Source organism: Pseudobacter sp. (assembly GCF_051955275.1).
GTDB lineage: Bacteria > Bacteroidota > Bacteroidia > Chitinophagales > Chitinophagaceae > Pseudobacter.
Map to the genome: position 1 here is coordinate 1 of NZ_JBQCGW010000185.1, position 20,708 is coordinate 20,708.

Genomic DNA, 20,708 nt, shown 5'->3' on the forward strand with positions numbered 1-20,708 from the left:
TGGAGAAACCCGCAACTGGACGGTAGTACAACGCAATGAACAACTTTTTCCCCTTAGCGGCTTATTCCTGTTGAACAGGCTGATCTGGCTGCTGATTTCCCTGTTGTTATTGCTGATCAGCTACAAAAGTTTTCAGTACAGACTTGTACCAGGTAAAAAGAAGAAAAAGAAACAGGCGGATGAAATCATTGTCAATAATGAATTTCAGCCCGTACCGGTCCATTGGCCTGCAAAGCGCTATGGTCTCCGTGTTTTCAGCGCTCAGCTGAAAATGGAAACGTTTTCTTTATTCCGGCATCTGCCCTTCCTGTTCCTGCTGATATTATGGATATTTCTCTTTATCATCGATCTGAAAGAAGAAGCACTTGAAGGCCCATATGGCATCCGTTATTATGCCATTACCGGGGTGATTGTGGAGAAGCTTCGCTCCATGAACCCTGCATTGTTTTTACTGGTATTGTATGCATCCGAAATATTGCACCGGGAGTACACTTCAAAAATGCAGGGACTGGTTTTCAGTGCTCCCGCCTGCACCGGTGTATTGTGGGCTGCAAAGCTGGCCACGCTCCTGCTGCTGATCTTCATACTGGTAACTGTGAATATTGCCATCGGTACCGGCACTCAATTACTGGCAGGCCATGTACAGGTGGAATTCAGCAAATATGGCTGGCTCTATTATTACAGCGCCTTCCCGCTGTTCCTTTATGCAGTGTTGATCTTTTTTGTGCAGTCGCTCCTGCGTAATAAATTTCTGGGGCTGATGTTGAGCCTGGTGATCTGTGGTGTATTCGTATTTGGGAAGATGCTGGGACTTCGCTCACTCCTGTTACGGTATGCAACGCTGCCTGATCTTCGTTATTCAGATCTGAATGGCTTCGGCCACTATGCGGATCCGGTGCATTGGTACCTTTTTTATTGGACCTGCCTGGCTTTTATGCTGGCATGGGTAGCCGCTTTATTATGGCGCCGTTTTGCAGTGGCGCAAAAACCCAGGTTAAGTAAGAATGGGCTGGTGATGTTATGCATCGCATTGGCCGGTTGGTCAGGCTCGGGTGCATTTATTTACAGTGCCGGTAAAAAGGATATGAGCCGGAATTCAGCGGAATGGCAGAAAGATTATGAATTGAAATATGGGAGCAGCCGTTTGATGGAACAACCACTGATCCTGGCTGTGTATACCAAAGTTGATATTTATACGGCTGAAGCCCGTTACACGGTTAAGGGGAAATATCTTGTAAAAAACGAAAGTGTGCAGGCTATAGATACACTCTGGCTGGGCCTGAGCCCTGAGGTAGACAAAGTGCAGTTCTCAATTCCGGATGCCATGGCCATTTATGCTGATGCCGGATTCAACCAATACCGTTATCTGCTGAAAAAGCCGCTTTTGCCCGGTGACAGCATGGAACTGGAGTTCAGTACAGATGTACATCGAGGCCGCTTCTGCCGGTTCAACAGCGAGCATTCGGTTGTGCAGAACGGAACTTATATCGAACTGGAAAAATATATCCCATGGTTCGGGTATCAGCCCGGGCAGGAAGTAGATGATCCCGCAAAAAGGGCTGTACTTAAATTACCTCCGCAGACACCTGTGATTGTCAGTGACAGCCTGTATCATTTCATCCGTTTTGAAACAGTGGTCTCAACAGATGCCGGGCAGCAGGCGATCACGGTTGGAGCATTGCAGAAAGAATGGAGATCCGGCAACCGGCAGTTCTTTCATTATAAAACGGACCATCCCATTCCTTTTATGCTGGCCATCAGTTCAGGGAAATATGCCGTTGCGAAAGCGGAAATGGATGGGATCAGTTTTTCCATTTACCATCACCGGGAACATGAAGAAAATATCCCTGTGATGATGCAGGGCATGAAGGACGCCGTTGCTTACGGGAATGCCCATTTCTGCCGCTATCCTTTTTCAGAACTGAGACTGGCGGAAGTACCTCATTATCCTGGCGCGGCCACTGCATATCCGGGTACAGTTTTCAGCGCCGAGCGCATCAATTTCCTGAGTGATCACCGGAACAGCAATCAGCTTAATGCTGTTTATACGGTTGCTGCACACGAAACTGCACATCAGTGGTGGGCGGACATCCTTTCTCCGCAAGTTGTTCCCGGCAGGGCCATGCTGACGGAATCCCTGGCGAAATACACGGAACTGGCAGTGGCGGAAAGAAGGTTTGGCTCAGAGAAGCTGCGAGATCAACTGATCAGGGAACATGAGATCTATTTCAACCTGCGCAACAGTTACAGTGAAAAAGAATTGCCATTGCAGCGCTCGGATCAGTCCTGGGTGTATTACCAGAAAGGAGCGCTGGCGTTGTATGCCATTCAGCAAAAGATCGGCGAAGCGCGCATGCACCGGGCATTGCAGCAATTACTGGCAAAACACGGTACAGGAAAAAAGAGACCGATCCCTGCGGACCTCTTGCGGGAGTTAATGGCAGTGTCAAATGAAGCTGAACAGCAATTCATCACGGAACAACTACAGAAAGTGATCATCTGTGAAGCCGGAATGAAGCTGGTCTCCTGCACACAACAACCGGATGGCAGCTGGGCAATAAAAATAGCATTGAACTTATCAAAATGGGACCACACAAATGGTACACCGGTTAAACTTCCATCAAATGCGGATGTGCATCTTGGTTTTTACCCATCCGGCAATAATCAAAAAATGCAATTACAACGTATCGCTGTTTCTCACGAACAACAAACGCTCAGCCTGGTGCCTGGTTTTAAACCCTCCATGATCATATTGGACCCGTTCATGCAGTTGATGGATGCTGACAGAACTGATAATGTACTGAAAATACCATAAGCAAGGCAACTAAGTAGTTCTGCTTAAAAACCGGAAATAGTTCAGATAAACAACTTTTACAAAAGGTAATGGATGCCAGATCGCTTATTTTTACACCACGGAAAAAATAACCTCATACCATATGCGAATTCTGCCCAGTTTTGTTATTGCAGCTTTATTGTTTTGCACTTCAGGAGCTTTTGCCCAGAATATCCAGTATAAATCTTATGTGAGTGCTTCAGGACCTTTTGGTCAGCCCAGTTTAAGGCATCAGTTCATTGATAATTTCATGTTTGCTGCAACAAGCCGTTTTACTGTAACCGCCACTACGGGAGGGACCGTATATCCTGATCAGTTGTTTGACGGTATTTATGACTCGCAGCCCTGTATCATTCCAGCCGGAGGCACCGGCGTTTTCAGTATCAATTTCACTTCCAAGGGTTCGAGCATCATCGTCTATCCTGGCGGTAAGGTTTACATTCATTTCTATTCCGCATCTGTACCTCAGTCAGTGACTGGCAGGGTGCAGAAGAATGATGGAACCTGGTATGATATAACCGGCTGGACCAATATTGCTACTACCGCTCCATATGCTGTGTGGCAGGGAACCGTACCGGGAGCCTTCAACAACTGCCAGGAAATGGAGCTTACAATCACTGCACAGGCATCGGCGGTTGCCAGCTTAACCGAGATCGAATATGTGCATGACAGAACAGTCTTTGAGCCAGGTATACTTACCAAGTTTACCAATCATCAGATTTATAAAGATTTTACCTGGCGGGATACGGATATGTCTAATTCCGCTTTTATCAAAAGCAATGGTGCAGCTTTTTTCAAAGGAAATGTTGGCATCGGTGCTGGCCAAACAGCTCCTACAGTGCCCCTGCAGGTTGCCGGAAATTCAATATTGAATGGAAATGTAAAAGTAACATCCTTGACCATGACGGCTTCTGCCGGAGCTGGCAAAATACTCACCAGCGATGCTTCCGGTAACGCTACCTGGCAACTGCCGGCCGCCGGCAGCGGTGGCTGGGGAATAGGTGGCAATGCCAGTACTTCGGAATATAAGCTCGGAACCACAAATTCATTTGATCTCCAGTTGATGGCCAACAACGCTGTACATATGCGGGTTGGCGCCAACGGAAACGTTGGGATCGGTGTTACTTCCGTAGGAGCCGACTACAAACTCTACGTAAACGGATTTATCAAGGCCAAAAAGCTCCGGATCGATATGAATGGCTGGGCCGATTATGTATTCGATCCCTCCTATTCGCTCATGCCTTTGCCACAACTGGAAAAATTCATCATTGCAAACCGCCATCTTCCGGAAATCCCCACTGCGGCTGAAGTGGAAAAAGAAGGCATTGATGTTGGCAGCAATCAGACCGCCCTCCTGAAAAAGATCGAAGAGCTTACCCTTTATATCATCGAACAGAATAAAAAGCTGGAAAGCCAGCAGTTACGTATCGAAGCACTTGAAAAGAAAAGTGCCGGAACCAGATAATGTTGATCTGTTCCCTTTAATGTCCGGCGGCGCTCCTACAGGGCGCCGCTATTTTTATCCACGGCTGTCACATTTCAAACGCCTGCCTTGTCTTATGTAAAAAGGGATAATGACTGACAAATCAGATACCTTCCTGGAATACAGATCGCTGCTCTTCTCCATTGCCTACAATATGCTGGGCAGCGTGGATGCGGCAGAAGACCTGGTGCAGGATACTTATCTCAAGTGGGTGGACTGCCAGGAAACGGAGGTGAAATTCATCAAATCCTACCTGGTAAAAACCATCACGCATCTCAGCATCAATTACCTGAACAGTGCGCGTATACGCCGGGAGTCCTATGTTGGTATCTGGCTGCCCGAACCCCTGCAACAATATGATGGCCGCAAAAGCAGCGCTGGTATCGAATCCTGGCATGCGCTTTCTATCGGCATCCTGATATTGCTGGAGAAACTAACTCCACAGGAGCGTGCCATTTTCCTGCTCAAAGAAGTGTTCGCCTATGATTATTTTGAACTGGCATCCCTGTTCGATAAATCAGAACAACATTGCAGGCAACTCTTTAAAAGAGCCAAGGATAACCTGGGACGGGACACCCGCCGTTTTGAAGTAGACCTCAAAGTACATGAGAAAGTGCTGAATAATTTCCTGCAGGCGATCACAGAAGGTCATATGGATGAGCTGATAGAGCTGCTCAAACAGGATATCACCCTTTATGCCGATGGCGGTGGCTCCGTACTGCATGCCAATGGAAAGAAGTTCACCGCTGCCCTGAAACCCATTCATGGGCGGGAACATGTTGGGCGTCTGTTGCAGACTGTGATATTGAAAATGCGCCGGTTCGTGCCCGCATTCACGCAACGGGTGATCATGGCAAACGGACTGCCTTCCATACTCACCAGTTCCGGCAAACGTGCACTCAGCCTTATTTCTATCGAACCGGAAGGAAACCGGATCAAAAATATCTATCTGCAGACAAACCCGGATAAGCTGCATTCATTCAGAAATATTTAAAACCAGAAATATGTCCATCAACAACAAAGAAGTGGTAGCACGCTTCAACAGGGAAGTTATTGCCAATAAAGATCTGAAAGCATTTGAAGAACTGATGGCGCCCGGTTTTGTGAATCATTCTGCACCTCCCGGCATTTCCCCTGCATCGGACGGAATGATAGCGTTTCTTCAGAACGTGCTCTGGAAGAGCTTCTCAGACATTCAGATAAACATACTGGACCAGGTAGCAGAAGCAGATAAAGTAAGTACGCGAAAGATCGTGAGCGGATTGCATGTTGGAGAATTCTTCGGTATGCCCGCCACTGATAAAAAGATAGAAATAGAGATACTGGAAATAGTCAGGCTGCAGCATGGCAGATACCTGGAACACTGGAGCATCTGGAATTACCAGAGAGTGATGGCGCAGGTAAGAAGCTGATCAACTGATCGTTTTGATGAACCGTTTCATTTCATCTGCCGTTCCAACCGTGATCCGCGTCCATTTTCCGTTTGCTTCATACATGCCCGTACCCTGGATCTTGTTTTGTTTGAGTATGTCAAAATAATCCTTAGGATACTGGTCAAGCGAAAAATAAATGAAACTTGTATTGGATGGAATGCAGCGGATTTGCAATGTCTCCAATTGTGCGATGGTGGCGGAACGCACCTCCCGGTTGAGTGCTGCACAACGTTTGGCGAATGGCTCATCCTTCAGAGAAGCAATGGCTGCTACACGTGATGTAAGACTGATATCACCATTGTTCCAGGTCTGCAATGCACCCATCTTTTCTATGGTGTCAGGGTGCGCCAGTGCATAACCGATCCTGGCCCCCGCCAGTCCGTAGATCTTGGAAAAAGTCTTTACCACGATGAGGTTTTTGTTGTTGCTAACCAGGCTGGCAACCGAGGGCTCATCCGTATAATCGAGATACGCTTCATCCACCACCACCGTGAGCTTTTTGCTGGCTTCAGTAATGAAAGCAACCAGTTCGTTATGCGGAATGAGCGTGCCCGTTGGATTATTGGGATTGCAGAGATATAAAAGAGTACTGTCTGGTTTGATGGCACTGAGCATGGCAGACAGATCCTGCTTTTTGTTGGCTGTCACCGGCACACTGATCTTTCTGAAACCGTTATTGGCGGCGGTGTTGGTCCAGCCATTGAACGTGATATCGCTGATCACGAAACTGCCTTTGTTACTTCCGCAATACCTCCACTGGAGATCCAGTATCACGGTGGAACCTGCACTGATCAGTACACAGTCCTGCGACAACCGGTGTTTTTCCGAAATGGTTTTGATCAGTTCAGAACTGTAATTCCAGTTATAACGGTTGCTGAGTTTCAGGGCGGCCGTCATAGCTGCAATAGCTGATGGTGACGGGCCATAAGGGTTTTCGTTGGAACTGAGTCGGAGGGTTTCGTCCTGAAGCAGAACGCCATTCGATGGCTCCTGATCCGTGATGGCGAAAGATTCCAGGGGCGCCACACCAATAGCTGCCATTCCCAGTCCGATCTGCTTCAGCCAGTTTCTTCTGTTTGCCGGCATAAGGGGTATTGTTTGAACATGGAATTTAATCATATAAACAATAACAGGCGATTCCTTTACATGAACGGAAAATGAATGCCGGTTTTGTTCTATCGCAGGGCATGGTCCGGTTCTAAGTTCAATTACGGATATCCATTAACGTTATATCCAGGTTAACCGGTCCTGCTTTCAAGGGATATCCGTTACCAGGAGATCCAATGGCTGAATATACCAATGTAACTGCAACCTTTTCAACTTCAGCACACGCACCTCCGAAGGTGCGTTATTTTTTTCCCAGGGCCTGCGCAAGGATCAGCATGATGCACGCAAATGCAATCATAAGATTTTTCATGACAAGCAGTTTAATAGAATTTTAAGCGACGGCTGTAATCCTTCTATAGCGCGGATTGAGAGGGTCCTGAGGTCAGGAGTTGACAGGGAGACGGAACTAAAGGTAATTTTTTTTCATTATTATTGCATCAACAGGTACTATCCTTTCTGTAAACATTTTGCTGCTCTGTATTCCTTCACCTTAAAAGCCCTTGCTATGCCACACAACAATCTGTTATACCGTACAATGAAGATCGCCTTACCCCTCTGGTCAGTGGTCTGTCCTGTAATCGGACTGGCCGTGATGCTGCTGGTAGGCGGCGAACATTCGGGTATAATGGACCTTGTGATGGGCGTGGTACTGATCAGCGTGGTATTGTCTGCAGTACACCATGCGGAAGTGGTGGCGCATAAAGTGGGAGAACCATTCGGTACACTGATCCTGGCCCTGGCCATTACAGTGATCGAAGTGGCGCTGATAGTAACCATCATGATGTCTAAGGGAGAGGCAGAAGGCTCCACCCTGGCCAGGGATACTGTATTTGCAGCCATCATGCTCATCCTGACGGGCATCATCGGACTTTGTCTGCTGATCGGGGGTTACCGTTACAAGGAACAGATCTTCATGAAACAGGGCGTTAGCGCTTCACTGGTGGCCCTAACGGCCATCACTGTACTAACCCTGGTACTGCCTAATTATACCACCAGTGAAGCCGGTCCGGTGTACTCCACCAGCCAGCTCATTTTTGTGGCCATCATCTCTCTGGTACTCTATCTGGGCTTTGTGGGTGTGCAAACCGGACGTCACCGCGATTACTTCCTGCCGGAAGACCAGTCGAGTGAAGATGAGAATGCGCACGCCGCCCCACCCAATAACCTCACCGCAGGGCTAAGTTTGATTTTACTGCTGCTGGCCCTGGTGGTAGTGGTTATCCTCAGTAAGAAATTATCTCCCGCCATTGAAACTATTGTGGTTGACCTGGGCGCTCCCAAGAGCCTGGTGGGTATTATCATCGCATCTGTGATCCTGCTGCCTGAAGGGATGGCTGCCATCCGTGCAGCCAGAAAGAACAGGCTGCAGACCAGTCTGAACCTGGCATTGGGATCAGCCCTGGCCAGTATTGGTCTTACCATTCCGGCAGTAGCCATCGTTGGCTACTTTACTGGTTTTACCATCACCCTGGGCATCGATACCAAATCCACCCTCCTGCTCATATTATCTTTATTCACAATAAGTATTTCTTTCGGAGCGGGCAGGACCAATATCCTGCAGGGTATCGTGCTGCTGGTTATCCTGGCGACCTATCTTTTCACTACAATCGTTCCCTGATCTGCGTTTGAGAGGGTTTCAGGGCCTGGCAACCACCGTGGCATGATTTTTATAGTGGAAAAAAACTCCCGTCCTGGGTAGAACAATCTACAGGCTTATTAATGCCAGCATCCATATTTTTGGAAAATTTTCGCTGTTTCGTATGATCCTAATTGTTGATGACAGGCCGGAAAATATATTCTCCCTGAAGAAACTCCTTGAACTCAATCAATTTGCCGTGGATACCGCATCCTCCGGTGAAGATGCTTTGCGCAAGATCCTCAGGAATACTTACTTCCTCATCATCCTGGATGTGCAGATGCCTGGCATGGATGGCTTTGAAGTAGCCGAAGCAGTAACCGGGTACAGTAAATCCAAAGACATTCCCATTATCTTCCTCTCCGCCGTGAACACGGAGAAACGATTCATCGCAAGAGGTTATACTTCGGGGGCCATCGATTACATCACCAAGCCTTTCGATCCGGACATCCTGCTGCTGAAGGTAAAGACCTTCTACCGTTTGCACCAGCAAACGCGCGAGCTCAACGAGATACAGAAAACACTGAGGGAAGAGATCGAAGTGAGAAAACAGGCGCAGGCCGAACTTCACCAGAGTGTGGAGGAACTGCGCTCCATCCTCGAATCAATCCCACAGGTGGCCTTTACATCCAATGCTGAAGGTCATATCGAATTTGTGAACCGCTACTGGTACCAGTTCTCCTTCGGAATGGATATGTATCCGCAGACCCCGCCCGGAGAGCCTACCATCGGCGACTATATCGCAAGAACAACCGGCGCAGGAGCACAGACCTCCACGGAGATCCAGATACGTCCACTTAAGTCAGAAGAATACCGCGTGCACCTTTTCACCATGACGCCCGTAAAAAAAGGGGAACAGATCCTGAAATGGGTAGGCATCTTCACCGATATTCATGAACAGAAAATGGCTAACCAGGTTCTTGAGCAACGCGTGCAGGAGCGTACTCAGGAACTGATGCGCAGTAACCAGGAACTGGAAGCCAGCAACCATGAGCTGCAACAGTTTGCTTATGTGGCTTCACATGATCTGAAGGAGCCATTGCGGAAGATCCAGGTATTCAGCCACCTGGTGAAAGGGAAATACCTCTCAGGAAATAATGAGGCCATCAATTATATGGACCGGCTGATCAATTCTTCCGACCGTATGATCATGCTGATCACTGATGTGCTGAATTATTCCAAACTCAGCATCAACGCTGAATTCATCCCCACCAATCTCAATCCGATCCTGCAGGAGATCATTGAAGACAGCGAACTGCTCATCCACGAAAAACAGGCGCAGATCATAATGGATGAGCTCCCGGTTCTTGAAGTGATACCGGCACAGATCAGGCAGGTATTCCAGAATATCATCAGCAATGCCCTCAAATTCACAAACAGGGACAAACAGCCTGAGATCCGTATCACCGCTGAATTGCTAACAGAGAAGAACGCTGACAGCAGCCCGGATCCGGAGGGGAACTATTGCCGGATCACGGTGGCGGACAATGGCATCGGCTTCAATGAAATTTATGTAGACAAGATATTTGCTATTTTTCAACGCCTGCATTCACGCGAGGAATACGAAGGCACGGGCATCGGGCTGGCCATCGTAAAGAAAATAGTGGAAACGCATAATGGAATTATCGTGGTACGCAGCGAAGAAGGCAAAGGCAGTTCATTCATACTGGTTTTACCTGTTAAACAAACCTCTTCCGAACAAAAAGCACAAAAAAACGGTCAATGAATTCTTCTTTCAAACGTAACCTGATCATAGGATTTGGTTTTTCCCTGCTGCTGCTGGTCATCAGTTCGGTGGCCGGCTACATGAGTATCCGCAACCTGCTGAAGAGCTCCGAAGAGGTAGAGCATACCAATAAGGTGATACGTGAGCTCGACAAAGTGATTGCCCAGCTGATCAATGCTGAGACCGGACAGCGGGGTTACCTGCTGACTGGTGAGGAAAATTTCCTGCAACCCTACCAGGGCGCTATCGATGAGGCCAAATTATCCATTAGTGAAGTAAGAAAGCTGACCATGGACAACCATGATCAGCAACTCAGCCTGAACAATCTGCAGGAAATAGTGGTGTTAAGGCTCAGTATGCTGCAAAAACTGATCGGGAAAAAGCAAAGGGATCAGCAGATCTCGCCCGAAGAATTACAGGAAGGCAAAAAATATATGGACCAGGCCCGGGCGATCATTACCGGTATGATTGACAGGGAAAATAGTCTGCTGGCGCAACGCACCGAGGAACTCAACCGGTTTGCCGGTTACACCCCCATGCTGATAGTGATTGCCGCAGGCCTGAGTATCATACTCACGGTGATCTCCTTCATGCGTGTGAGCAGTGATTTTGAAAGAACCACGCAGCTGCAGCACTCTTTGCAGGAAAAAGACCAGCAGATCAGCCGCCGCATCAACCTGATACAGGAAGTAGCCGGAAAAGTTTCGGCAGGTGATTACTCCGTACGTGTGCAGGAAACTGATCAGAACGATACCCTGGGAAGCCTCGCTGTTTCTCTCAATCAGATGGCAGCTTCCCTGGAGAAATCTTTCCGCGAACTGGCAGATGAAGAATGGCTGCAGGCCGGCATTGCCACCCTCAATGAAAAGATGTTGGGAGAATATGAACTGCCCGTATTAAGCAGGAATATCATTGATTTTATCGCTACTTATTCAAATAGCCAGGTGGGCGCCATCTATGTTACGGAGGAAGACGCCTCTCTGCGATTCATAAAAGGGTTTTCATTTGATGAAAGCAAGGCAAAAGCACATATCAATATCGGAGAAGGCTTTGTTGGACAGGCCGCTTCCGGAAATAAAATACTCCGCATCAGTAATGTGGAAGCGGATCAGATACTGATCTCTCATAGCACCGGTTCTATCAAACCAAAAGATCTCGTAGCCATTCCACTGCTGCACGAGCGCAAAGTGATGGGCGTGCTGGAACTGGCGTCTGTAAAGGATTATACGTCAAATGACCTGGCATTCTTTGAAGCTGTTTCGCATATTGCAGGGACCGTGCTCAATAGCGTGGAAAACCGTAAACGTCTGCAGGAACTGCTGGAAGAAACACAAAGCCAGTCGGAGGAATTGCAGGCTCAGCATAACGAACTGGAAAATATAAACAGCGAACTGGAAGCGCAGACCGAAAAACTGCAGGCCTCCGAAGAAGAACTGAAAGTACAGCAGGAAGAACTGCTGGAAGCGAATGAAGAACTGGAAGAACGGGCCCGCCTGCTGGAAGAAAAGAACCAGCTTGTGTTCGAACGCAATATCGAGATCCAGCGAAAGGCAGAAGAACTGGAACAAAGTACCCGCTATAAGTCCGAGTTCCTCGCCAATATGAGCCACGAACTTCGTACACCGCTTAATTCCATACTGCTGCTCAGCAGGTTGCTGGGCGAGAACAGCGACAACAGCCTCAACAGTGAGCAGGTGGAATATGCCCGGGTGATCCAGGGCTCCGGCCAGGGATTGCTGGCGCTGATCGATGAGATCCTCGACCTCTCCAAGATAGAAGCCGGCAAGATGGACCTGCTCTATTCCGATGTACCGGTTGCCGATGTGCTGGGAGATATGTCCGCACTCTTCAGCCCCATTGCCCGCGAGAAAGGAATCGAGTTCAAAACCAGCATGGCGGAGAATGTGCAGCGCATCATCGAAACAGACAGGCTGCGGGTTGAACAGGTGATCAAAAACCTTGTTGCCAATGCCCTCAAGTTCACTTCCAAAGGATATGTTGAACTGCTGGTAACCATGCCCGGTAATAACAGCGATTCCATTTCATTCACCGTGCGCGATACAGGTATCGGCATTGCGCCGGAAAAGCAACAGGTGATCTTTGAAGCCTTCCGCCAGGCCGATGGCTCAACCCGCCGTAAGTATGGCGGCACCGGACTGGGGTTAAGCATCAGCCGTGAACTGGCCAGGCTGCTCGGCGGCGAGATCATCCTGGAAAGCGAAGCCGGAAAAGGAAGTTCCTTCACCATAACCATACCTGTATCCAGGGCCGTAGCAGAGATCAGTAAAACCGCTGATCCCCTGCAGATGCCGGAAGAGCAGCAAACGGCAGCGCCCGTTCTTAAACCGCTGGCATCTGACAAAGACATCCGCCAGCGTTATATCAGCGATGTGATACCCGAGCCCGTGGCGGACGACAGGAATGAGATCAGACCGAATGACCGCGTGATCCTGATTGTGGAAGACGATATTTATTTTGCACAGAGCCTGCTTAAATACACGCGCCGCAAAGGATACAAAGGCGTTGTATGTGTCAGGGGGGATGAAGCCGTGGCCCTTGCCGTACAATACGGCCCTGTGGGGATCCTGCTGGATATCCAGCTGCCTGTGAAAGATGGATGGGAAGTGATGGAAGAACTGAAGAGCAACCTGGAAACAAGACATATTCCCGTGCACATGATGAGCTCCTATGATGGAAAATACAAGAGCCTGTCCAAAGGCGCGGTGGATTTCATCAACAAGCCCGTGGCCTTTGAGCAGATGGATAATATTTTCGAGCGGATCGAGTTCATGCTGAACAACAATCCGCGCAAAGTGCTGATCGTGGAAGAAAACCTGAAACACGCCAAGGCCCTCTCCTTCTACCTGGAGAACTATGCCGTGAACACGGAGATCCGGAATACAGTGAACAGCTCTGTGGAAGCATTGCAGAAACAGGAAGTCAACTGTGTGATCCTGGATATGGGCATTCCCAATCAGCGCAGCTATGATACGCTGGAAGAAGTGAAGAAAACGCCCGGACTGGAAAATATCCCTATCATCATTTTCACCGGCCGCAACCTCAGCAAGGCCGAAGAGGTGAAGATCAAACAGTATGCGGATAGTATCGTTATCAAAACAGCACACTCCTATCAGCGCATACTCGATGAGGTGAGCCTCTTCCTGCACCTGGTGGAAGAGAAAACCGTTTCCAGGTCACCTTCCAATAACCTGGGCGTACTGCAGGAAGTGCTGAAAAACAAAACCGTTCTCATTGCAGACGACGATATCCGGAATATCTACTCCCTTACCAAGGCACTGGAGACCTACGATATGAAGGTGGTGTCTGCCACCGATGGCAAGGAAGCGTTGCAGGCATTGCAGGATCATCCTGAAACGGATATCGTGCTCATGGATATGATGATGCCTGAAATGGATGGCTATGAGTCCACCCGCCGTATCAAGAGCAATCCGAGGTTCCGCAAGCTGCCGGTGATAGCGGTTACGGCCAAGGCAATGATCGGCGACCGCGAGAAATGTATCGAGGCAGGCGCTTCCGATTATATCAGCAAGCCGGTGGATATCGATCAGTTATTATCTTTACTGCGCGTATGGTTATACGACGCAGGCAAATAAAGAGCTTACCAGTTGGAATATAAAATACAGGACGAGGAGATAGATTCACTGCTGCAGCACCTGCTGGAGAAGTATGGTTATGACTTCACCAGTTATTCCCGTGCATCGCTCAAACGCAGGGTGAACAGGCTCTACGCACTGGATAAGTTCAACACCTTCGGGGCTTTTCATGATCATGTGCTGGAAGATGCCGGCTATTTCCGCCGCTTCGTGGAAGAGATCACAGTGAATGTAACGGAAATGTTCCGCGATCCTTCTTTCTACAAAACCGTCCGCGAAGTGGTATTGCCCATTCTGGCCACCCACCCTTTCATCCGGATCTGGCATGCCGGCTGTTCCACCGGAGAGGAGGTTTATTCCATGGCCATCATGCTGCAGGAAGCCAACCTGCTGCATAAAAGCCTGCTTTACGCTACAGATCTCAATCCCGGTGTGCTAGACAAACTGCGGAAGGGCATCTTCCCGCTGCGGTTCATGAAACAGTATTCCGAGAATTATATCCAGAGCGGGGGTAAGCAGGATTTCAGTAAATATTACACTGCTAAATACGACTGGGCCAAGTTTGATGAACGCCTCTCCGCCCGCATGGTAGTGGCGCCGCATAACCTGGTTTCCGATCATTCGTTCAATGAGTTCCACCTCATTCTTTGTCGCAATGTGCTCATTTATTTCGACAGGCCGCTGCAGGACAGGGCGCTGACCCTCTTCGATGAAAGCCTGGATATGCTGGGGTTCCTGGCACTGGGAGGCAAGGAAAATATAAAATATTCCAGTATTTTCAGGAAATACCGCCAACTGGAAAACAGGGAAAGGATATGGAGAAAGATCTCTTGAACAGACAATTTAAAATGATCGTGATCGGTGGCTCTGCAGGTAGTCTGCAGGTGCTCCTCCGCCTGCTGCCGGAACTGCGGGCATCCCTTTCCGCTACCATCGTGATAGTGCTCCACCGCAAGCCCTCCAGCGATGAAACCCTGATCGACCTGCTGAGCACCCGCACCGCCCTTCCGGTGCGCGAGGTGGAAGAAAAGGAAATCATTCAGCCCGGCACCATCTATATCGCTCCCGCAGATTACCATCTCCTCATTGAATCCGACCATACTTTCTCGCTCGACGTATCAGAAAAAGTCAATTACAGCCGCCCCAGTATCGATATCACTTTTGAGTCCGCAGCGGAGGTGTATGGTCCTTCCCTTCTCGGAATACTCCTTTCAGGAGCCAATTCCGACGGACAGGAAGGCATGCAATTCATAAAAAACGCCGGAGGTTTCTGCGTGGTGCAGGATCCTGATACTGCGGAGGTGGCCTATATGCCGATGCAGGCCATCGGGCATGTGGAGATCGACAAAGTGCTTCATGCCGAGGAGCTGGGCCCTTTCATCAATAGCCTGACTGGGTAGTTCCGAACCGCCCTGATCACCAAAAAGAGAACCCCGGGGTCTATTTTATGGCTGTATCCGGTATATTATTTTTGCATTCAGTGAACATGCCGGACACAGTGCTGGAAATTGTTGAAGTGGCAGCTTCAATGTTATGTTTCGGAACATTTTCAAGTACGGTTGACAGTGATCCGGAGCATGCTGGAAATCTGGTCGGCACTGGTGGTCCGGGCTTGTTCATCCACTTTCCTCCTCTTTAAAAAAGATGCTGGTGTTGCAGCACCCACTTCAGTAAAGCATTATTTCCCTCTTCAAGATTGAGTTTACGGCAGATATTATGGCGGTGATTCTTGATGGTATACGGGCTCAGGTGGAGCTCCTTCGCAATCTCCTTGGTGGTTTTCTGGTCCCTGATCTGTTGCAGGATCATCAGCTCCGTATTGTTGAGCAGTTCCGTGGGCTGCGCCAGTTTTTCGATGGCCGCCTGTGCCTGTACGATCCGGTGCATTACCAGTTGCACCCCGGCAAACAGTTGCGCTTCATCCACGGGTTTGATGATATAATTGGCGGGATTGGTGGCAGATGCCTGTTCAATGATGGTCCGGTTCTGGTAGGATGTAATGAAGATCACTTCAAAAGCATAAGTGTCCTGCAGCTCGGAGATCAGGTCGATCCCTGAGATATCCTCATTCAGGTTGATATCGCAGAGCAGCAGCTGGGGCCGCATTTCAGCCATGGCGGTACGCGCCTCTTCCACGGTGATGGCAATACGTGTATCGCAGTTGAAGCCTGTAACCAGTTGTTGTTCTATGAAGCGGGCAATGATGATCTCATCTTCTATGATCAGAACGCGTACCATTATTTAAACGGGAATTTGAAATTCATAACTAAGTCCATTTTCACTGCTGACCTGCAGTTTACCATTCATCTGACGGGCGAGGTCGTGGATCAGGGACAGGCCCATGGTCCTGCGGCCCTTTGCCTGGCTGAGGTCCATCCCCCTGCCATTGTCTGAGTACCTGAAAAGTACGCCATCCGGCGAGCGCATCACCGTGATGGTGATGGCCGGGCACTCATGGTCTGCAAATGCATATTTGAAAGAGTTTGTCAGCAGTTCAGACAGGATCAGCCCGAAAGATAAGGTGAGTTTGCCATGCAGCATGATATCCTTTTCAACATCCTGTATGATGCTGATCTTTCCTTTACTGTCGTAGATCTTCTGGAGATGGGTGGTGAGCTCATTGGTGAACTCATCCACGTTCACGGAAGATCCCTCATCAAAGCGGAATAATTTCTGGTTCACCAGCATCATGGCTTTGATCTTACCCAGGTTGCCTTTGAGTATTTCGCGGGAGCTGTGATCGCTGATGCTGGGCACCTGCAGGCTGATAAGACTGTAGAGGAGTTGCAGGTTATTTTTTACGCGGTGGTTCAGTTCATTGATCAGTGTTTCGATCTTGGTATTGCGGTCAGCCAGCAGGTCTGCCTGCACCTTCAGCCTGTCGTGCGAGATCTTCAGTTCAGAAGTGCGGTCCTCCACCTCTTTCTCCAGCAGTTTCTTACTTTTCCGCTGCAGTTGGTTGAGTTCTTCCAGGGCTGCATATTTATCTATCTCATGCTGGCGAAGCTCTTCTTTCAGGCCGGTGGCAAACAGCAGGAATACCGCCAGCGTGGTGAAGTTGGAGATATAAGGCGCCATCAGGATACTTTTCTCATGCAGGATAGCGGATGAGACTACTGTAAATGCGGCTGCGATGAAGAATAACAGTAATCCGTAACCGAGATATTTTTGTGGTCTGGTAAGCCTTTTCCAGCAGCACCAGAGCGATGCGCACATGAATGCAAATGGCAGCGGGAAGGTCCAGAGGTTGACGGTATTCACCAGGTTGAAGTTGCCTGAAATGGCATTCACCGTAAACCCGAAGATAGTGAGCAGGGTCACTTCAATGATCAGCATTACACCCAGCCTGTAAAGAATGGGATTGTATTTTTTCAGCTGCCAGAAATCTACCAGCAGCATATAGATACCGAAACTTCCGAGATGCGCGGACGGTGTATTGAAAAGCCAGCCTGATTCCGGATCATACGGAAAGAACCATTCGATCATATAACCGGCGGAACAGATCCCGTAAAGCGCAATGCCGCTGATAAAACACATCAGCCAGATATAAGGCCGGAAGCGGCTTACCAGCCAGGACAACAGCGAGTACACAAAAAAGAGCATCACGGCGCCCAGCGAGAATGTATCGATGATCTCCTTGCGATGTGTCTGCTGAACGTATGCATCCTTGGGTTGCAGGTAAAAATTGAAAACAGGCATGTACCGTTTGGAATGATACACTTTCAGGATGAGCCGGTAACGCTGCAGGGGATCCAGGTTCATCATCACATGAAGGCGGCTGTCGCCTTTTGTCAGGAATTTCCTGCTCCTGAAATGACCGGTACTGCGGTGCAACTCAAGCTCCCCGTTGCGGTAGAGATACACATCCACATAAGTAAGGCTTGTAAAGGCCAGGGCAAGCGCCTGTCGGGCTGCAGTGGCATTTTTCAGGTCTACGCTCAGCCAGTAATAACTGGTGCGGCTCTGCGGCTCCAGTTTACTGAGAGGCTGAAAATGCAGGGAGCGCTGCAACAGGTTGGTGGTATCCGACTGGTGGGTGGGATCCTCCCAGGCATCGAAATAAGGGAGTAATTCAATGGGAAGCCCATCCAGTTTTGCTTCTGTGAGACTGAGCGTATCGGCCCTTCCCGCTACGGAAAACAGTAGCAGTAAGTACAGTACGAGGAGGGGCCGGGTTCTCAGGGTCATGGCTACAAAGATGCATTATTTACAATCACTATCTGATAAAATATGATCGTAAAATGAAGACCCTGGGGTCTATATTTCGGGAAGGCCAGGCGATTACTTTTGCATCAGACTATTGTTTCAAGATTTACATAGGAACCACACGATCAGGTATGGTTAGTAGTCCTCGTTCCCGGGGACTTTTTTTATTTGGGGGATAGCAGCAATGATTCCTCCCTGGCAACTTCCGCGGGCGTAAAAAGCATGGCCGTACACAGGCAGTTCTTGCATTGCTTCCCTTGAAGGATATTGTAATTCACACAACTTCGGCAGCCTTCCCAGACGGCTGCCGGTCTCTTTGAGATGCCTGATCCTCGCCCGATGGCGGATCTTTCTGTTTCCTCTGAAATGGCTGCTGCATAATGTTCATCTGTTGTTCCGGCAATCCTGATAATGACTCCTTCCGGGTCCATAGATGTTTATTTAACATGGCGGGTGAAGTCAGTGAATGAGTTCATAGCCACGTAAATTTCCAGGCTGGCCCTGGTGGGGATGCAGCCGGGTTCAAGTCCGGGCAAGGTTGATTTCAGTAATACCGGCGCTTCGTAACGGGTGATCATAATTAAGATTTGTACGTGAATAATGCCAAAAAGCAGGCCTGAAGAAGCCGGCCTAACCACAATCCACTCTCATGGCTCTTTAGCATGTTTCTGACATGCAAGCCGCATTGCATGCAGCCTTTCATTCCGGAAATCCATTTTCCATTTTGACAAAGTATTTTCTGCTTTGCAGCGGCAAATAGTAACGGTTCAAACAGCGCTGTTTACAATTTAACCGGATAAATCTGCGATCCACCCCAAATCTGTTTTCTCTTTGATGCATCCTTGTACATTTGCACCTGATATATTCTCACGATACACTATGTAATCACCCCTTACACAGTGTATGTCTTTCCTGTTATGGCGGAGATGCGCTGAAAATCCTGAAGAGTAAGCCCAAAGCGTTAACCCCAAACAATTCTTGCATGAAACGAGTAAAGAACGCATCATTACTGATGTTCTCTGCCTTGTGCATTCTTCTGCTGACAGCGGCTATCCCCGCCAGCAAACCCGAGCCCATTAAACCTGAAAGCCTTCAGAACGCTATCGCGGCATTGAAGGTGGCTTCTGCTGATGGCAACATTTCCTATAAGGAACTGAAAGCGATCGCTACTGAAGCAAAAGGATCAAAGCTGACCCTGAAAGAAAGGATCGGCCTGAAAGTATTTGGCAAAAAGATCACTTCCAAAACTGCAACTCCTTTTGAAGGAGGTGCCACCAAAGGTAAGAGCCAGCTGATCGCACTGATCCTCTGTTTCTTCCTCGGCTGTCTGGGTATTCACAGGTTCTACCTGGGTTACACATGGCAGGGCGTTGTACAGTTGCTCACCCTGGGTGGCTGCGGCGTTTGGGCTCTGATTGATTTTATCCGTATCATCATCGGCGACCTGCAACCGAAAATGGAAGATTACGAGACTACTTTGTAATCCATCTGCACAGTGAGGCTGATCTTTTGGGTCAGCCTCATTGAATTCTGCAGCAACTGCACCCCGAGTAAATGAAACACCCCTTCAACATGAAATTTCAGTTTTACTTTACCGTTTTCAAGCTGGCCATCATTGTACTGGTGCCTATCACACTGATGATACTGCCAGCCGATTTCTTCGATCACGGCCAGACCGTCTGCGCCAGCCAGATCTTCTTCGGCATCGAATGCCCGGCCTGTGGCCTTACACGTGGCTGCATGCACCTTATTCACTTTGAAGCAGAAGAAGCATTCGCTTACAATATATGGTCCTTTGTAGCCTTACCAGCTATTTCCCTTTACTGGTTATTCTGGGGCATCAAAGAATTCAAACGCTTCACAAAAATGCGCCGCCGGTTACTGACTGCTCCCCAGGTGTAGGAACTTGCGCCTTTCTCCTTATTTTTAGACCATGAGGGGAAAGTTGTTCCTGTTTTTTTTATTGCTGACCGCCAATCAGATGGTGGCGCAATCCCTCCATTTCCGTCATCTTACCACCGCCGAAGGTTTGCTCAGTGACCAGCGGCTCCGCCTGTCTGAAGACCTGCAGGGACGCATCTGGATCGCTTCCGATGAAGGCGTGAATGTATTCGATGGACAGGAACTCACCAGTTACAGCTACCCTGATAATTCAGGATTACAACATAATAACGTTACCAGTATTTTCTGCGACAGCCGGGGCACCATCTGGATCAGTCATAATAGCGGCATTCAGTACTTCCGGGCCGGTGATCAGCATTTCAGGACTGTCCGCCTGCCTGCCGCCATCAACAATGAAGGTTTGCTTTTTGGCGAAACTGCTGCCGGCATCCTGGTGGCCTCACGTAGCGGCTGCTTTATCATCGATTCAGGTTACCAGGCCCGCAGTTCCTCAAATCTGACCCGGATCATCGGGCAGAACCGTACTCCCATCTGCATGGAACAGGTGAATGCCAGTGAATGGTTATGGGGCTGCGCCGACAGTCTCCTCCTGATAAATGTGGCGGAAGAACGGGTAGTCCGCAGCTTCGCCTTTCCCAACGCCTGGGCCCTTTGCAAAGTGAAGGATGACCAATGGATGGTGGGAAGCTTTTCCCGGCAGGACCTGGCTTTATTGCAATTGAAAGATGGCTCGCTGGATTATATCAATCACTGGGCTGTCAATGACGG

Annotated in this window: 17 protein-coding genes; 12 read left to right on the forward strand and 5 right to left on the reverse strand. The window is 48.9% G+C overall.

Annotation, left to right across the window (positions count from 1 at the left end; all coding sequences use genetic code 11):
* The 4 genes from ACTHMC_RS15770 to ACTHMC_RS15785 form a co-directional block, all read left to right on the forward strand.
* On the forward strand, window positions 1-2,815 hold a 2,815-nt coding region (locus tag ACTHMC_RS15770; protein ID WP_440414431.1), incomplete at its 5' end, for a M1 family aminopeptidase.
* Between the two features lie 121 nt (window positions 2,816-2,936).
* The gene (locus ACTHMC_RS15775; RefSeq protein WP_440414433.1) at window positions 2,937-4,298 is read left to right on the forward strand and encodes a hypothetical protein; all 1,362 of its coding nucleotides are present in this window, start codon (window positions 2,937-2,939) and stop codon (window positions 4,296-4,298) included.
* Between the two features lie 109 nt (window positions 4,299-4,407).
* Entirely contained in the window at window positions 4,408-5,310 is a 903-nt protein-coding gene (locus ACTHMC_RS15780; RefSeq protein WP_440414435.1) for a sigma-70 family RNA polymerase sigma factor, read from the forward strand.
* Window positions 5,311-5,320: 10 nt separating this feature from the next.
* The gene (locus ACTHMC_RS15785) at window positions 5,321-5,728 is read left to right on the forward strand and encodes an ester cyclase (RefSeq protein WP_440414437.1); all 408 of its coding nucleotides are present in this window, start codon (window positions 5,321-5,323) and stop codon (window positions 5,726-5,728) included.
* Here the strand turns inward: ACTHMC_RS15785 and ACTHMC_RS15790 are convergent, their stop codons facing one another.
* Window positions 5,729-6,835, reverse strand: coding sequence for a pyridoxal phosphate-dependent aminotransferase (locus ACTHMC_RS15790; protein WP_440414439.1), 1,107 nt, complete (start codon window positions 6,833-6,835; stop codon window positions 5,729-5,731).
* Between the two features lie 526 nt (window positions 6,836-7,361).
* Between ACTHMC_RS15790 and ACTHMC_RS15795 the strand changes: the two genes are divergently transcribed.
* The 5 genes from ACTHMC_RS15795 to ACTHMC_RS15815 all read left to right on the forward strand — a co-directional run bounded on the left by ACTHMC_RS15795 (window position 7,362) and on the right by ACTHMC_RS15815 (window position 15,232).
* Window positions 7,362-8,474: a calcium:proton antiporter gene (locus ACTHMC_RS15795; protein ID WP_440414441.1), complete on the forward strand. Its 1,113-nt coding sequence runs from the start codon at window positions 7,362-7,364 to the stop codon at window positions 8,472-8,474.
* Window positions 8,475-8,616: 142 nt separating this feature from the next.
* The gene (locus tag ACTHMC_RS15800) at window positions 8,617-10,218 is read left to right on the forward strand and encodes a hybrid sensor histidine kinase/response regulator (protein WP_440414442.1); all 1,602 of its coding nucleotides are present in this window, start codon (window positions 8,617-8,619) and stop codon (window positions 10,216-10,218) included.
* Window positions 10,215-13,832, forward strand: a complete 3,618-nt coding sequence (locus ACTHMC_RS15805) for a response regulator (protein WP_440414444.1) — start codon at window positions 10,215-10,217, stop codon at window positions 13,830-13,832. The genes ACTHMC_RS15800 and ACTHMC_RS15805 overlap by 4 nt, the downstream gene beginning before the upstream one ends.
* Window positions 13,833-13,844: 12 nt before the next feature.
* Window positions 13,845-14,666 carry a CheR family methyltransferase gene (locus tag ACTHMC_RS15810; protein WP_440414445.1) on the forward strand — a complete coding sequence of 274 codons (822 nt, stop codon included), beginning with the start codon at window positions 13,845-13,847 and terminating at the stop codon, window positions 14,664-14,666.
* Window positions 14,648-15,232 carry a chemotaxis protein CheB gene (locus ACTHMC_RS15815; protein ID WP_440414446.1) on the forward strand — a complete coding sequence of 195 codons (585 nt, stop codon included), beginning with the start codon at window positions 14,648-14,650 and terminating at the stop codon, window positions 15,230-15,232. Before ACTHMC_RS15810 ends, ACTHMC_RS15815 begins: the two co-directional genes overlap by 19 nt.
* Before the next feature lie 235 nt (window positions 15,233-15,467).
* Here the strand turns inward: ACTHMC_RS15815 and ACTHMC_RS15820 are convergent, their stop codons facing one another.
* From ACTHMC_RS15820 to ACTHMC_RS15835, 4 genes are all read right to left on the reverse strand, one after another.
* Complete coding sequence (locus tag ACTHMC_RS15820; protein ID WP_440414448.1) at window positions 15,468-16,070, reverse strand: response regulator transcription factor; 603 nt, start codon at window positions 16,068-16,070, stop codon at window positions 15,468-15,470.
* Between the two features lie 3 nt (window positions 16,071-16,073).
* Window positions 16,074-18,020: a histidine kinase dimerization/phosphoacceptor domain -containing protein gene (locus ACTHMC_RS15825; protein ID WP_440414450.1), complete on the reverse strand. Its 1,947-nt coding sequence runs from the start codon at window positions 18,018-18,020 to the stop codon at window positions 16,074-16,076.
* A 182-nt stretch (window positions 18,021-18,202) separates the two neighbouring features.
* Window positions 18,203-18,469 carry a hypothetical protein gene (locus ACTHMC_RS15830; RefSeq protein ID WP_440414452.1) on the reverse strand — a complete coding sequence of 89 codons (267 nt, stop codon included), beginning with the start codon at window positions 18,467-18,469 and terminating at the stop codon, window positions 18,203-18,205.
* Between the two features lie 6 nt (window positions 18,470-18,475).
* Window positions 18,476-18,616 carry a hypothetical protein gene (locus ACTHMC_RS15835; RefSeq protein ID WP_440414454.1) on the reverse strand — a complete coding sequence of 47 codons (141 nt, stop codon included), beginning with the start codon at window positions 18,614-18,616 and terminating at the stop codon, window positions 18,476-18,478.
* A 404-nt stretch (window positions 18,617-19,020) separates the two neighbouring features.
* On the opposite strand from ACTHMC_RS15835, the gene ACTHMC_RS15840 reads away from it, so the two are divergent.
* The 3 genes from ACTHMC_RS15840 to ACTHMC_RS15850 form a co-directional block, all read left to right on the forward strand.
* On the forward strand, window positions 19,021-19,521 hold the full coding sequence (locus ACTHMC_RS15840; protein WP_440414455.1) for a TM2 domain-containing protein: 501 nt from the start codon (window positions 19,021-19,023) through the stop codon (window positions 19,519-19,521).
* An 89-nt stretch (window positions 19,522-19,610) separates the two neighbouring features.
* Window positions 19,611-19,940 (forward strand): DUF2752 domain-containing protein, encoded by a 330-nt coding sequence (locus ACTHMC_RS15845; protein ID WP_440414457.1) that lies wholly within the window; start codon window positions 19,611-19,613, stop codon window positions 19,938-19,940.
* A gap of 31 nt (window positions 19,941-19,971) precedes the next feature.
* Window positions 19,972-20,708 (forward strand): two-component regulator propeller domain-containing protein (locus tag ACTHMC_RS15850; protein ID WP_440414459.1); only part of this gene is annotated, 737 nt, incomplete at its 3' end.